Here is a 14,732-nt window from a genome sequence, read left to right on the forward strand (position 1 = left end):
GGAGGCAGCCCGATGAAGGGCTCCGTGGCCTATCGATCGATACAGAAGCGCGGTCTGCACATCGGTCTGCTGCCGGCCATGGCCGCGGCCGTGAACGGGGCGACGCCCCTCACGCTCGACCACGATCTGGACGTACTGCCCGACGCCGGCAGGCATCTGACGGTCTCTCAACTCGCCGATATGGTCGACGACCTGGCCGCCCGGCTGTGGGCCGCCGGAGTCCGGCCCGACGAGCATGTCGTGATCCACAAGAAGGCGAACGCCGATGTGTGGGTGCTCGCCTGCGCCACGTCCCGGATCGGCGCGGTGCCCGTGCTGCTCTCGCCCAGCCTGGACGCGGTGACCGTCGGCGCCCTGCTCAAGCGGGTCGACCGGCCGAACCTGCTCACCGATGAACACAAGCTCGACGCGCTGGCCGAACTGCCCCTGGCGGAGCTGACCCGGGAAGTCGTCATCGTCAACGGCGAGCGGACGGGGACCGTCTCGCTGGCACGGCTCGCCAGGGCGCCGCGGGTCAAGCCCGTGGTGCGGCCCATCGACGAGGCCGCCGTGATCACCCACACCTCCGGCACCACCGGCGTGCCCAAGCTGGTCGTGCACACGCCCCGCACCCAGGGCATCCGGCTCAAGCCGCAGTGGCGGCTGCTCTCCCTCATGCAGCAGCGGGAGAACGTGGCGATCCACATCCCGTTCGTGCACTCCCGGAACGTCGCGGCGATGGCGCTCGCCCTCCTGAGGGAGATGCCGGTGCTGCTCATGAACGAGTCGGCCCCCGACACGGTCGCCGAGCTGCTCCTGGAGAACCGGCCCGGGCTCATCGAGGCGCTGCCCAACTCGCTGATGGCGTGGGAGGGTCTGGCCGAGGACCCGCGCAGGCCGTTCGCCTCGGTGAAGTACTTCAGCAGCACCTTCGACGCGATCCACCCAAGGACGATGAGCCGGCTGCTCAAGTCCTCCGAGCGGCAGGGCGCCCTGTTCTTCCAGATCTACGGACAGAGCGAGGTCGGCCCCGCCGTCGGCCGCGCCTACTTCCGCCACTCCGCGCACAAGGCCAACGGCCGCTGCGTCGGCTGGCAGATGCCCATCGGCTCGGCGAAGGTCCGCGTCGTCAGCCGGGACGGAAAGCGGCCGACGGAACAGAACCCCGGCCGCATCCAGGTCTCCTGGCCCGGCCTCGCCAAGACCTACTTCGGCGAGCAGGACCGCTACGACAGCAACCGCGAGGGCGACTGGTGGCCGACCGGAGACGTAGGCTACTTCACCCGGTTCGGCTGTCTGCACATGCTCGACCGCGAGGTCGACATGATCCCCGGGGTGCGCAGCTCCCTTGAGGTCGAGGACACGGTCCTCGCCAAGATGCGGGAACTGAGCGAGCTGGTGGTGGTCCACGGCCCCGACTCCGAGGCCGTCCCCGTGCTGTGCACCCACGGCGACCGGCCACTGGACCTGGACCGCTGGCGCGCGGCCGTCGCCGACTTCCCCCAGCTGGCCGACCCGGTCCAGATCCCCGAGGCCGAACTCCCGCGCACCGGCACCTTGAAGGTGCAGCGGCTGGCGCTGGCCGACCGGCTCAAGGCAGCAACGCAAACAGAAACCGAGACTGACTCTTTGGAGCAATGATGTCGGGTGCAGTCGATGTCTCTGTGGCAGGTTTCTACTCCGCCATCGAGAAGTCAGCCGGCCTGCTGGACGTGACCGCTTCGCCTGAGGTCGTCCGGCCCGTTCTGGCCGCGTTCGAGGATGAACTTCCCCAGGCCGTGATCGCTTTCAGGGTGGCCACCAACGCGAAGCACGAAGGAGATTTCGACGCCCGTTTCACGCTGCCCAAGGAGGTCGACCCGTACGAAGTCGCCCTGTCGAAGGGCCTGATGGAGAAGCCGGAGCACCCCATCGGCACCCTGCTCTCGGACCTCCAGCAGCTGTGCCCCATCGACAGTTACGGAATCGACTTCGGGGTCACGTCCGGGTTCAAGAAGATCTGGGTGTACTTCCCGGCGGGGGAGCACGAGACCTTGGAACGGCTCACGTCTTTGCCGTCGATGCCGGCGAGCCTGGCCGAGAACCTCGACTTCTTCACCCGCTACGGCATGGCCGACAAGGTGGACGTCATCGGCATCGACTACCGCAGCCGAACCATGAACGCCTACCTCAGGGCGCCCGCGGAATGCTACGAGCAAGAGACCGTCCTGGCGATGCACCGGGACATCGGACTGCCCAGCCCCAGCGAGCAGATGTTCAACTTCTGCGCCAAGGCGTTCGGCATCTACACCACCCACAACTGGGACTCCCCGGACATCGAGCGGATCTCCTACGGGGTGAAGACCGAGAACCCGATGGCGTACTTCGCCCGGCTCGGCACCAAGATCGAGCACTTCGTGAAGAGCGTTCCGTACGGTGTCGACGACCCGAAGATGGTCTATGCCGCCGTGACGTCTTCCGGTGAGGAGTACTACAAGCTCCAGTCCTACTACCGCTGGCGTTCCGTCAGCCGTCTCAACGCCGCTTACATCGCCGCCCGCGACAAGGTGTAAGAGGAGTGACCGCGATGACGGAGCAGAGCAGTCCGGTATTCCAGTTCAGTCGAATGGAGAGCCTCCTGCGAGGCCGCCGACTGCGCCGCCTGACCGTCGACGGCGTCGACGCCGTGTTCGTCAGGGATCCGGTCCTGGTCCGCAGGATTCTGGTGAGCGACAGCAAGAACTACGGCAAGGGCGAACTCTTCCGGAAGGCCAGGAACCTCAGCCGGGTCGGAATGCTCTCGGAGGACGAGGCCATGCACCGGCACTACCGGCGTCTGGCCAATCCCTTCCTCCGGTCGACGAAGGTCGACGAATACGTTCCTGCCATGCGCGACATCGTTCGTGACGTCGTCTCCTCGTGGCGGGCCGGCGATGCCGTGGACATCCAGGCCGAGATGTGCCGGATCACCTGCACGATCTCGGTGAGCACGCTCATCCCCGGACTCATCCCCGAGACGACGCACGCGCTCAGCGAGCGACTGTCCCGCCTGGCCTGGGAAATGATCAGGAAGCCGCTGTACGGGAAATCGGCGGCACGAGCCGCGCGGCCGGGCGCGTCCAAGCAGTTGTCCCAGGCGCGCAGGGAGTTCCGGGAGCTGCTCGCTTCCTGCATCGAAGATCTCCCGAACCACCCCGAAGAGACGGGTGGCTACCTCTCGGCACTCCTCGCGGACTCCGACGAAAAGGGCAACCGCCTCCTCACGCCGGAGCAGGTGTGCGAAGAGGCGGTCATGATGATGACCGCGGCCACGGTCACCACGGCTTCCGTCATGTCCTGGGCGCTGTACGTCCTTTCCAGGAATCCCCTGGTCGAGGAAAGGATCCTCAAGGACCTGATGCGCAGCGGCAGCGCCGCCCCGGGGCAGGGCGCGCCCAGCTACAGCCTCCGGTTCCTGATGGAGGTGCTGCGGCTCTATCCGCCGGTGTGGATTTCCTGCCGAAAGGCGCTTTCGGACGTCACGCTCGGCGACCACTCGCTGCCCGCGGGGACGAACGTGGTGTTCAGTTCGTACCTCCTGCACCGGGACGCCGAGTTCTATCCGGATCCGCATCGCTTCGATCCCGACCGGTGGACTTCCCTCAACCCCAGCAAGGTCGACGCTTCCTACATCCCTTTCGGCATCGGATCGAAGGGATGCGTCGGCGAGATGTTCGCCTGGCAGGAACTCCAGGTCATCCTCGATGTGGTGACCCAGGAATGGAAGCTCGGCACCGAGCCCGACCAGCACATCCGCACCGCACCGGAGACCACGCTCCATCCGCGGCGCCTCCTCATGGTCCCCCGGCCCCGGTAACCGCGGAAACGACAAGGGAGTTGAGTGCTTTGACTCTTTCCACGTCGGCGGAGGGGGTGCCAACAGACCGTCGGGCAGGTTCCGTCGGCATCGGCCGCGCCCACGCCAAGGCCGTTCTGCTGGGGGAACACGCCGTCGTGTACGGGGCCCCGGCGCTCGCCGTGCCCATACCCCAGTTGACGGTCACGGCCACTGCCCGGGTGACCGACGGACCGGGCGATGTGTCCTTCGCGATGACCGGTTCCCCGTCGCGGCCGATGGTGACTCAGGCGTCCGACGGACTTCGCCGGCTGATCACCGAGTTCATGGCGGCCATGGGCGTGGACGACAGCCCGCACCTCGATGTGCTCATCGACGGGGCCATCCCGCACGGCCGCGGACTCGGCTCCAGCGCGGCCTGCGCCCGCGCGGTCGTCCATGCCCTCGCCGATCTCCATGGCCGTGAGGTCACGGAGAACGAGACGTACGACCTGGTGCAGACGGCCGAGAACATGGCGCACGGCCGCTCCAGCGGCGTCGACGCACGGACGGTCGGCGCCACCGCCCCGCTGCTGTTCCAGAAGGGCGAAGTGCAGGGCTTGAGCATCGGCTGCTACGGCCTGCTCGTCATCGCGGACAGCGGCGTCGTCGGCCGTACGAAGGACGCGGTCGAGCTGTTGCGGGAGGGATTCGAGCAGCACGCGGGAGCGAAGGAGAGATTCGTGCACCGCGCCTCGCGGCTGACCGAGGAGGCCCGGTACGCCCTCGCGGACGGCCGGCCGGAGGAACTCGGGGCGCGGCTGACGGACTATCACGATCTGCTGCGGGCCGCCGGACTCAGTACCAATGGCATCGACGCCCTCGTGGAAGCCGCGCTCACGGCGGGCAGCCTCGGAGCCAAGATCACCGGCGGTGGACTGGGCGGCTGCGTCCTCGCCCTCACGCGCATGGAGCAGGCCGGCGAAGTCACGCAGGAGCTTTACGCGGCAGGCGCCGTGCGGACCTGGGTCGTACCGCTGAGAGGGCCTGCCGAGCATGCACGCTGAATTCCCGACGAACCTGATCGACGTGCGGGAGCGGGGTACCGCAGGACGTGCCACCGCCGTCGCCCACCCGAACATCGCGCTGATCAAGTACTGGGGCAAGCGGGACGAACACCTGGTCCTGCCCCGGGTCGACAGCCTCTCGATGACCCTGAACGTCTTCCCGACGACCACCTCCGTGCGCCTGGCTCCCCGGTCCGGAAGCGACATGGTGACCCTCAACGGCCGGCCCGCCGCCGGTGAGGCGCTGCGCCGTATCGTCGACTTCCTGGACCTGGTGCGGGAACGGGCCGGGCTCGCGCACCGGGCCGTGGTGGACAGCGAGAACACCGTGCCCACCGGGGCGGGCCTCGCGTCGTCCGCGAGCGGATTCGCCGCCCTCGCTGTCGCCGCGGCGGCCGCGTACGGGCTCGACCTCGACGCCACGGCCCTGTCCGGGCTCGCCCGGCGCGGCTCCGGATCGGCGTCCCGGTCGGTCTTCGGCGGTTTCGCGGTGTGGCACGCCGGTCCGGACGCCGGCAGCGCGGAGGAGGCCGACCGCAGCTCCTACGCCGAGCCCGTGCCCGTGGGAGACCTCGACCCGGCACTGGTCGTCGCCGTGGTCGACGCGGGCCCGAAGCCCGTGTCCAGCCGGGCCGCCATGCGTCGCACCGTCGACACCTCCCCGCTGTACGAACCATGGGCCGTCTCCAGCCAGGCCGACCTGATCGAGATGCGGGCGGCACTGCTCGCCGGTGACATCGAGGCGGTCGGGGAGATCGCGGAACGCAATGCACTCGGTATGCACGCGACGATGCTGGCGGCACGCCCGGCCGTGCGCTATCTGTCGCCGGCCACGCTCACCGTCCTCGACAGTGTGCTCCGGCTCCGCCAGGACGGCATCCCGGCCTACGCCACCATGGATGCCGGGCCCAACGTCAAGGTGCTGTGCCGCCGGGTCGACGCCGACCGGGTGGCCGAGGCGGTGTGTGTCGCCGTACCGGGCGGCGCGGTGCACATCGCGGAACCGGGGCCGGGCGCCCGCCTGTTGCACGGGGACGGCCGGTGATCCGCCGGCGTGCTCCGGGCAAGTTGTTCGTGGCGGGGGAGTACGCGGTCGTCGAGCCCGGCAATCCGGCGATTCTCGTCGCGGTCGACCGCTATGTCACCGTCACGGTGACCGACCCGGTCGAGGCAGGCGTCGAGATCTCCTCCGACCTCGGCCCGCGCGGCGCGCGCCTGCGGTGGCGGGACGGCCGGCTCGCCCCCCACGCCGGACTCACCCATGTTCTGTCCGCCATCGAGACCGTGGCCCGGCTGCTGGCCGAACGCGGCCTGCCCGCACCGGAGTTCAGCCTCTTGGTCGAAAGCGGCCTGCACGACAACGGCACCAAGTACGGCCTCGGGTCCAGCGGCGCGGTGACCGTGGCGACCCTGGCCGCCGTCGCCGCGTACTGCCGTCTCACGCTGTCCGACGAGGAACGGTTCCGGCTGGCCCTGCTCGCCACCGCCGAGCTCGACCCCAAAGGCTCCGGCGGTGATCTCGCCGCCAGCACCTGGGGCGGCTGGATCGCCTACCGGGCGCCCGACCGGAGCGCCGTACGGGAACTCGCCCGCGACCAAGGCGTCGAGGAGGCACTGCGAGCGCCCTGGCCCGGATTCGACGTACGACCTCTGCCGCCGCCCAAGGAACTCGCACTGGAGGTCGGCTGGACCGGAACCCCGGCCTCCACCGCGTCCCTGGTGTCCGACCTGCACCGGCGCCCCTGGCGCGGAACGCCCGCCCACCAACGGTTCGTTCGCACCACCGCCGACTGCGTGCACGCGGCGATCGAGGCACTGGAACGAGGCGACGGACCGGAGTTGACGGCCCGAATCCGGCAGGCCCGGCAGGAGCTGGCCCGACTGGACGACGAGGTCGCCCTCGGTGTGTTCACGCCCCGGCTGACCGCGCTGTGCGAGGCCGCCGAAGCCGTCGGAGGCGCCGCCAAGCCCTCAGGGGCGGGCGGCGGCGACTGCGGCATCGCGCTGCTGGACGCCGGAGCCACCCGGGACATCGCCCGATTGCGCGAACGGTGGGCCTCGGCCGGGATCGTGCCCCTGCCGATCCGTCCCGCCGCGGAAGGGAACCAGCGATGATCGCTCAACGCAAGGACGACCATGTCCGCCTCGCTGTCGAGCAACAGCAACAGCAACAGCAACAGCACAGCGGGCGCAACCAGTTCGACGAGGTCTCGTTCGTCCACCACGCCCTGGCCGGACTCGACCGGCCGGACGTCTCACTCGCCACCACCTTCGCCGGTCTGTCCTGGCCGGTACCCCTGTACATCAACGCGATGACCGGCGGCAGCGAACGGACCGGCGTCATCAACCGGGACCTCGGCATCGCCGCCCGCGAGACCGGCGTGCCCATCGCGTCCGGCTCGATGAGCGCCTACTTCAAGGACCCCGACTGCGCCGAGACATTCAGCGTGCTGCGCAAGGAGAACCCGGACGGGTTCGTCATCGCCAACGTCAACGCGACGGCCTCCGTCGACAAGGCGCACAGGGCGATCGACCTGCTCCGGGCCGATGCCCTCCAGATCCACGTCAACACCGTGCAGGAAACGGTGATGCCGGAAGGGGACCGTTCGTTCGCGTCCTGGGCCCCGCAGATCGAGAAGATCGCGGCCGGCGTCGACGTCCCCGTGATCGTCAAGGAGGTCGGCTTCGGGCTGAGCCGCGAGACCGTCCGCCTGCTGGCGAGCCTGGGGGTACGGATCGCCGACCTCGGCGGCCGGGGCGGCACCGACTTCGCGCGCATCGAGAACGGCCGCCGCGAACTCGCCGACTACGCCTACCTCCACGGCTGGGGACAGTCCACCGCCGCCTGTCTGCTGGACGCGCAGGACGCCCCGATCCCCGTCCTCGCCTCCGGCGGTGTGCGCCACCCGCTCGACGTGGCCCGCGCGCTGGCGCTCGGCGCGTCCGGCGTCGGCGTCTCCGGCACCTTCCTGCGCACGCTCCTCGACGAGGGAGTGAAGGCGCTGATCGCACGGATAGGGACGTGGCTCGACCAACTGGCCGCCCTCCAGACCGTGCTCGGCGCGCCCACCCCCGCCGCACTGACCCACTGCGACCTGCTGATCCACGGCGAGCTCCGCGACTTCTGCGCCGACCGGGGCATCGATCCCCGGCCCTTCGCCCGCCGTTCCGGCAGCCCTGACGTCCGCCACGAGATGACGGGAAACACACGATGACCGACAACGCGACCGCCGGGGTTCCGATGCGCTGGGTGGGCCCCCTGCGGATCTCGGGGAACGTGGCCACCACCGAGACCCCGGTCCCGCTCGCCACTTACGAGTCGCCGCTGTGGCCCTCCGTGGGCCGGGGCGCGAAGGTCTCCATGCTCTGCGAACGGGGCATCGTCGCCACCCTCGTCGACGAGCGCATGACCCGATCCGTGCTCGTGGAGGCCCTGGACGCGCAGACCGCGCTGACGGCCGCACGGACCATCGACGCCCGCATCGGCGAACTGCGCGAAGTGGTGCGCTCCTGCAGCCGCTACGCCGAACTGATCGGCATACGCCACGAGATCAACGCCAACCTGCTGTTCGTCCGCTTCGAGTTCAGCACCGGCGACGCCTCCGGGCACAACATGGCCACGCTCGCCTCCGACGCGCTGCTGCGGCACCTGCTGGAGACGATCCCCGGCATCGCCTACGGATCGATCTCCGGGAACTACTGCACCGACAAGAAGGCCACCGCCGTCAACGGCATCCTCGGCCGGGGCAAGAACGTGGTCACCGAGCTCCTCGTATCGCGTGACGTGGTCGAGACCGTCCTGCGCACCACGGCCGCCGGGATCGTCGAGCTGAACATCCGCAAGAACCTGCTCGGGACCCTGCTCGCCGGCGGCATCCGCTCGGCCAACGCCCACTTCGCGAACATGCTGCTCGGCTTCTACCTGGCCACCGGCCAGGACGCGGCCAACATCGTCGAGGGCTCCCAGGGCGTCGTCATGGCCGAGGAACGGGACGGCGATCTCTACTTCGCCTGCACGCTGCCCAACCTGATCGTGGGCTCCGTCGGCAACGGCAAGGGGCTCGACTTCGTGGAGTCGAACCTCGCCCGGCTCGGCTGCCGGGCCGACCGCGCCCCCGGCGAGAACGCCCGCCGGCTCGCCGTGATCGCGGCGGCGACGGTGCTCTGCGGTGAACTCTCCCTGCTCGCCGCCCAGACGAACCCTGGCGAACTGATGCGTGCACACGTCCAGTTGGAACGCGCCAACGAGACAGCGAAGGCGGGTGTCTAGGGAAATGGCCCACGACCGCGCCGTAGGAATTCACGATCTGTCGTTCGCGACCACCGAGTTCGTCCTCGCGCACACCGTCCTCGCCGAGCACAACGGCACCGACATCGACAAGTACCACCACGGCATCGGCCAGCGGTCGATGAGCGTGCCCGCCGCCGACGAGGACATCGTGACCATGGCCGCGACCGCCGCCGCGCCGATCGTCGAGCGGCACGGCAGCGACGGGATCCGGACCGTCCTCTTCGCGACGGAGTCCTCGATCGACCAGGCGAAGTCGGCCGGGATCTACGTCCACACGCTCCTCGGACTGCACTCGGCCACCCGGGTCGTCGAGCTCAAGCAGGCCTGCTACGGGGCGACGGCCGCCCTCCAGTTCGCCATCGGCCTGGTGCGCCGCGACCCGGCGCAGCGGGTCCTCGTCATCGCCGCCGACGTCTCCAAGTACGAGCTGGACAGCCCCGGCGAGGCCACCCAGGGCGCCGCCGCCGTGGCCATGCTGGTCGGCGCCGACCCCGCGCTCGTGCGCATCGAGGAACCGTCGGGCGTGTTCACCGCGGACGTCATGGACTTCTGGCGGCCCAACTACCGCGAGGCCGCCCTGGTCGACGGACAGGAGTCCATCGGCGCGTATCTGCTGGCGGTGCAGGGCAGTTGGAAGGACTACACCGAGCAGGGCGGGCGCGCGCTGGACGACTTCGCCGCGTTCTGCTACCACCAGCCGTTCACGAAGATGGCCTACAAGGCCCACCGCCAGCTCCTCAACCACTGCGGGCACGGCGTCGACGAGGACCGCGTCAGCCGGGACCTCGCACTGACCACCGCCTACAACAACGTCATCGGCAACAGCTACACCGCCTCGGTGTACCTGGCCCTCGCCGCGCTGCTCGACCAGGCCGACGACCTGACCGACCGGGCCATCGGCTTCCTCAGCTACGGCTCCGGCAGCGTCGCCGAGTTCTTCGCCGGCACCGCCGTACCCGGATACCGGGACCATCTGCGCACCAAGGCGCACCGCGAGGCCATCGACCGGCGCACCCCCGTGGACCACGCCCGCTACCGAGGCCTGCACGAGTTCTCCTTCCCGGCCGACGGCGGAGACCACCGCACTCCGGCCGAGACCACGGGCCCCTTCCGGCTGGCGGCCCTGCGCGACCACAAGCGCGTCTACGAGACGCGCTAGCCGACAGTGCCCCATCCAGACCGATTGAGGGGAAGACGGGCGCATGACCGAAGTCGGGATCCTCGGTACGGGTGCTCATGTGCCGGATCGAGTTGTCTCCAATGACGAGGCCGGAGCGCGGGCGGGGGTCGACGACGCCTGGGTCGTCCGCAAGACCGCGATCCGGGAACGCCGCTGGGCCGCCCCCGAGCAGGCCACCTCGGACCTGGCCGCGGCCGCCGGACGGGCCGCGCTGCGGTCGGCCGGCATCACCGCCGACCAGCTGACCGTGATCGTCGTGGCCACCTCCACACCCGACCGTCCCCAGCCGCCCACCGCCGCCTACGTACAGCATCTGCTCGGCGCCGTCGACGCGTCCGCGTTCGACGTCAACGCCGTGTGCTCCGGCGAGGTGTTCGCGCTCGCCGCGGCCGAGGGGATCCTCACCAGAAGGGGCGGATACGCCCTGGTCATCGGCGCCGATGTGTACTCGCGCATCCTGAACCCGGCCGACCGCAGAACAGTCGTCCTGTTCGGCGACGGCGCCGGTGCGATGGTTCTGGGCCGGGGACAGGGCGCTCGCGTCCGCGCCCTCACCACGTACACCTTCGGCGAATTGTCGGGCCTGATCGAGGTGCCCGCGGGCGGCAGCCGGCTGCCCGTCGACCGGGCCGCCCTGGACGCCGGTCTGCACTACTTCAGGATGGACGGCCGTGCGGTGCGCGGCTTCGTCGAGGACCGTCTGCCGCTGCTGACCAAGCAGTTCCTCCACGAGAGCGGGGTCGGCCCCGACGACATCGGCCACTTCGTCCCGCACCAGGCCAACGGCGTCCTGCTCGACACCGTGTTCGCCGCACTGGCCCTGTCCAGGGCCACCCTGCACCGCACCCTGACGTACTACGGCAACACCGGAGCCGCCTCCATCCCGATCACCCTTGCGGAAGCCGCCCGCACCGGAGCCTTCCGGCCCGGCGACCTGATCCTCCTGGCCGGTTTCGGCGGAGGCATGGCCGCGGGGTTCGCGCTGGTCGAGTGGTGAAGACCTCGGCAGAAGCAGGAACCATGACAACGAGACACTGCACGGTGGGCCTGATAGGCAGTGGCCCGCGCGGCCTCTCGGTGGTCGAACGGCTCTGCGCCAACGCCCGCTCACAGCCCGAGAGCGGCACGGTCCACGTCCATGTCGTCGATCCTTACCCGCCCGGCTCCGGCAAGGTGTGGCGCACCGACCAGTCCCGTCATCTGCTCATGAACACCGTGGCCGGACAGATCTCCGTGTTCACCGACGCCTCCGTCGACCTGCGTGGCCCGCTGGAACCCGGACCGAGCCTGCACGAGTGGGCCGAGGCGCTCCTCGCGGGCCACCCCGGCCACGACTGTCCGCCCCATGTCCTCGACGAGGCCCGCGAGTTGGGGCCCGACACCTATCCGACGCGCGCGTTCTACGGCCGGTATCTGCAATGGGCGTACCAGCGCATCGTCGAGAACGCACCCCCGGGCCTGCGCGTCACCACGCACACCGCGCTCGCCGTAGCCCTCGACGACGATCCGGAAGCCGAGGACACGACCCTGCAACGGGTGGTGCTCGACGACGGAACCGTGCTCGCGGGCCTGCACGCCGTGATCCTGTGCCAGGGCCACCTGCCGGCCCGAGCGGACACCGCCGAGCGGGAGTTCGCCACCCGGGTGCGGCAGGCGGGGCTGGTCCACATCCCTCCCGCCAACCCGGCGGACGTCGATCTCGACGTGCTGTCCCCGGGCACCAAGGTGCTGCTGCGCGGGCTCGGGCTGAACTTCTTCGACCACATGGCCGAGCTCACCGTCGGCCGCGGCGGCTCCTTCTCACGGGCCGGCGGACGGCTCGTCTACCTCCCCAGCGGCCGGGAGCCGCACCTGTACGCCGGGTCCCGGCGGGGCATCCCCTACCAAGCCCGGGGCGACAACGAGAAGGGCCCGCACGGCCGGCACGAGCCGCTGCTGCTCACCGCCGACCGCGTCGCGGAGCTGCGCCGCACCCACGCGCGCTCAGGTCTCGACTTCAGGACGGATCTCTGGCCCCTGATCTCCCGCGAGGTCGAGGCCGTCTACTATCGGACGCTGTTCACCTCGCGCGGACACCTCGCCAGGGCCGAGCAACTCCAGGACGACTTCCTGGCGGCAGGACCGGGGGAGCGGGAGAAGGACGCCGTCCTGTCGGCGTACGGCATCAGCGAGAAGTACCGCTGGGACTGGGAACTGATCGCGCGCCCGTACCGGGACCGGGAGTTCGTCAGCCGTCGGGACTTCACCGACTGGCTCCTCGACCACCTGCGCAAGGACGTCGCGGAGGCCAGGTGCGGCAATGTCAGCGGTCCGCTCAAGGCCGCCCTCGACGTCCTGCGCGACCTGCGCAACGAGGTCCGGCTCGCGGTCGACCACGGGGGCCTGCACGGCGACTCGTACCGCGCGGACCTGGACGACTGGTACACCCCGCTCAACGCGTTCCTCTCCATCGGACCGCCCGCGCGGCGGGTCGAGGAGATGATCGCCCTGATCGAGGCCGACGTGCTGCACGTGATCGGGCCGGGCCTGCGGGTCAGGGTCGACGGCACCGGGTACACCGCCGGTTCGCCGCTCGTGCCCGGCTCCGAGGTCCGTGTGGACGCCCTGGTCGAGGCACGCCTGCCCGACATCACCCTGCGTCGCACCGACGATCCGCTGCTACGCCATCTGCTGGCCACCGGACAGTGCACCACCTACCGCATCCGCACCCGCTCCGGCGGCGCGTACGAGAGCGACGGACTAGCCGTCACCGGGCGGCCGTTCCGCCTGATCGACGCGGCCGGACGGGCGCATCCGCGGCGCTTCGCGTTCGGCGTGCCCACGGAGTCGGTGCACTGGGTGACGGCCGCGGGCATCCGGCCCGGCGTCAACTCCGTGACGCTCACGGACTCCGACGCCATCGCGCGTGCGGCCCTCGCCTGCGCCGGCAGCACGAGCGCGGCATCCGGCGGCGGACAGGAAGCTCACACAGAACGAGGGCAGGAAGCTCACACAGAACAGGGACTCACCCATGCCCACTGACATCGGCCTCGCCGGGGATGCCGGTCTGCTGTCCCCGGTCTGGGCGGCCACCCCTGTCGTGGACGCGGTATCCGACGGGGCGTGGCTCAAGGCCATGCTGGACGCCGAGGCGGCCCTGAGCCGGGCGCAGGCCCGCCTCGGCACGGTGCCCGCGACCGCCGCACAGGTCATCACGGAGGCCGCGCGGGCCGACCGGCTCGACCTGGTCGCCCTGGCCCGGCAGGCTCGCGAGTCCGCCAACCCGGTGGTGGCGCTGGTACGGGAGTTCACCGCGCTGGTCGCGGCCCGGGACCCGGAGGCGGCCCGGTATGTGCACCGGGGTTCGACCAGCCAGGACATCCTCGACACCGCCACCGTCCTGGTCGTGCGCCGGACCGTGCGGCTGATCCGCGCCGATCTCGAACGCGTCGAGGAGGCCCTGGCCGTACTCGCCAGGGAACACCGGGACACCCTGATGGCGGGCCGCACCCTGGCCCTGCACGCGGTGCCCACGACCTTCGGGCTCAAGGCGGCGGGCTGGCGCCATCTCGTGCTGGACGCGGTGCACAGGCTCGACGCGCTGAGTGCCGACGTCCAACTCGGCGGCGCGGCAGGCACGTTGGCCGGATATCTCGCCCACGCGCCAAAAGCCGACCCGGCCGTCTACGTCCAGGACCTGACGGACGCGTTCGCGGCCGAACTGGGCCTGTCTGCCCCGCTCTTGCCGTGGCACGTGCTGCGTACTCCCATCGTGGACGTGGCCATGGCCGTCGCGTTCCTGTGCGGAGCCCTCGGCAAGATCGCCGTCGATGTGCTGTCCCTGACCCGGACCGAGGTCGGCGAGGTGCACGAGCCGGCGCCCAGCGGCCGGGGCGCGTCCTCGGCGATGCCGCACAAACGCAACCCCGTGCTCGCGACGGCCGTCAGATCCGCCGCGCTGCAGGCGCCCCAGCTCGCCGCGACCGTACTGGGCTGTCTGCCGAGCGAGGACGAACGGTCCGCCGGCTCCTGGCACGCCGAATGGGAGCCGCTGCGCGCCCTGTTGCGGCTGGCCGGAGGCGCGGCCCACCAGGCGGTGGAACTCGTCTCCCAGCTGTCGGTGGATCCGGAGCGGATGCGCGCCAACACCCGGATCACCGGCGGCCAGATCGTCTCCGAGCGGATCGCCGCCGTACTCGCCCCCCTCCTCGGCAAGTCCCAGGCCCGCGACCTCCTGAACGCGGCGTCCGCCCGCGCGGCACGCACCGGCGAGCCGCTGGCGGATGTGCTACGGCAGGACAGCCGGGCGTCGGCCGTACTCGCCGACGCCCGACTGACCGACCTGTTCGAGCCGGAGGCCTACACCGGCGCCGCGGGCCCGCTGACCGACCGCGCGCTGTCCCGGTCACTACCCGCCACGGGCCGACGGACGAAGAAGGCCTA

Annotated in this window: 12 protein-coding genes; all 12 read left to right on the top strand. The window is 70.4% G+C overall.

Annotated features, from left to right (window positions below; genetic code table 11):
* Positions 1-12: 12 nt before the first annotated feature.
* Positions 13-1,620, top strand: a complete 1,608-nt coding sequence (locus H4N64_RS01745; RefSeq protein ID WP_186280196.1) for a class I adenylate-forming enzyme family protein — start codon at positions 13-15, stop codon at positions 1,618-1,620.
* Between the two features lie 23 nt (positions 1,621-1,643).
* A complete protein-coding gene (locus tag H4N64_RS01750; protein WP_336246615.1) occupies positions 1,644-2,531 on the top strand; it encodes an aromatic prenyltransferase in 888 nt (295 codons plus the stop codon).
* Between the two features lie 14 nt (positions 2,532-2,545).
* Positions 2,546-3,814: a cytochrome P450 gene (locus H4N64_RS01755; RefSeq protein ID WP_186280200.1), complete on the top strand. Its 1,269-nt coding sequence runs from the start codon at positions 2,546-2,548 to the stop codon at positions 3,812-3,814.
* A gap of 29 nt (positions 3,815-3,843) precedes the next feature.
* Positions 3,844-4,839: a mevalonate kinase gene (gene mvk / locus H4N64_RS01760; protein ID WP_186280202.1), complete on the top strand. Its 996-nt coding sequence runs from the start codon at positions 3,844-3,846 to the stop codon at positions 4,837-4,839.
* Positions 4,829-5,884 (top strand): diphosphomevalonate decarboxylase, encoded by a 1,056-nt coding sequence (gene mvaD / locus H4N64_RS01765; RefSeq protein ID WP_186280204.1) that lies wholly within the window; start codon positions 4,829-4,831, stop codon positions 5,882-5,884. The genes mvk and mvaD overlap by 11 nt, the downstream gene beginning before the upstream one ends.
* Positions 5,881-6,954 carry a phosphomevalonate kinase gene (locus tag H4N64_RS01770; RefSeq protein WP_186280206.1) on the top strand — a complete coding sequence of 358 codons (1,074 nt, stop codon included), beginning with the start codon at positions 5,881-5,883 and terminating at the stop codon, positions 6,952-6,954. The genes mvaD and H4N64_RS01770 overlap by 4 nt, the downstream gene beginning before the upstream one ends.
* Positions 6,951-8,054 (top strand): type 2 isopentenyl-diphosphate Delta-isomerase, encoded by a 1,104-nt coding sequence (gene fni / locus H4N64_RS01775; protein ID WP_186280208.1) that lies wholly within the window; start codon positions 6,951-6,953, stop codon positions 8,052-8,054. Before H4N64_RS01770 ends, fni begins: the two co-directional genes overlap by 4 nt.
* Positions 8,051-9,109 (top strand): hydroxymethylglutaryl-CoA reductase, encoded by a 1,059-nt coding sequence (locus H4N64_RS01780; protein ID WP_186280210.1) that lies wholly within the window; start codon positions 8,051-8,053, stop codon positions 9,107-9,109. The genes fni and H4N64_RS01780 overlap by 4 nt, the downstream gene beginning before the upstream one ends.
* A 4-nt stretch (positions 9,110-9,113) precedes the next feature.
* Positions 9,114-10,289, top strand: a complete 1,176-nt coding sequence (locus tag H4N64_RS01785) for a hydroxymethylglutaryl-CoA synthase (RefSeq protein WP_186280212.1) — start codon at positions 9,114-9,116, stop codon at positions 10,287-10,289.
* Between the two features lie 43 nt (positions 10,290-10,332).
* A complete protein-coding gene (locus H4N64_RS01790; protein ID WP_186280214.1) occupies positions 10,333-11,307 on the top strand; it encodes a 3-oxoacyl-ACP synthase III family protein in 975 nt (324 codons plus the stop codon).
* Between the two features lie 23 nt (positions 11,308-11,330).
* Positions 11,331-13,331: an FAD/NAD(P)-binding protein gene (locus tag H4N64_RS01795; RefSeq protein WP_186280216.1), complete on the top strand. Its 2,001-nt coding sequence runs from the start codon at positions 11,331-11,333 to the stop codon at positions 13,329-13,331.
* The coding region (locus tag H4N64_RS01800; RefSeq protein ID WP_186280218.1) for a nitrosuccinate lyase at positions 13,321-14,732 on the top strand (1,412 nt) is incomplete at its 3' end. The genes H4N64_RS01795 and H4N64_RS01800, both read left to right, overlap by 11 nt.

The organism is Streptomyces cupreus, from assembly GCF_014257025.1.
GTDB lineage: Bacteria > Actinomycetota > Actinomycetes > Streptomycetales > Streptomycetaceae > Streptomyces > Streptomyces cupreus.

Coding starts and splice junctions, on each gene's coding strand:
- H4N64_RS01785 (WP_186280212.1), top strand. CDS start 9,114: ATGGCCCACGACCGCGCCGTAGGAATTCACGATCTGTCGTTCGCGACC.
- H4N64_RS01745 (WP_186280196.1), top strand. CDS start 13: ATGAAGGGCTCCGTGGCCTATCGATCGATACAGAAGCGCGGTCTGCAC.
- H4N64_RS01790 (WP_186280214.1), top strand. CDS start 10,333: ATGACCGAAGTCGGGATCCTCGGTACGGGTGCTCATGTGCCGGATCGA.
- mvaD (WP_186280204.1), top strand. CDS start 4,829: ATGCACGCTGAATTCCCGACGAACCTGATCGACGTGCGGGAGCGGGGT.
- fni (WP_186280208.1), top strand. CDS start 6,951: ATGATCGCTCAACGCAAGGACGACCATGTCCGCCTCGCTGTCGAGCAA.
- H4N64_RS01755 (WP_186280200.1), top strand. CDS start 2,546: ATGACGGAGCAGAGCAGTCCGGTATTCCAGTTCAGTCGAATGGAGAGC.
- H4N64_RS01780 (WP_186280210.1), top strand. CDS start 8,051: ATGACCGACAACGCGACCGCCGGGGTTCCGATGCGCTGGGTGGGCCCC.
- H4N64_RS01795 (WP_186280216.1), top strand. CDS start 11,331: ATGACAACGAGACACTGCACGGTGGGCCTGATAGGCAGTGGCCCGCGC.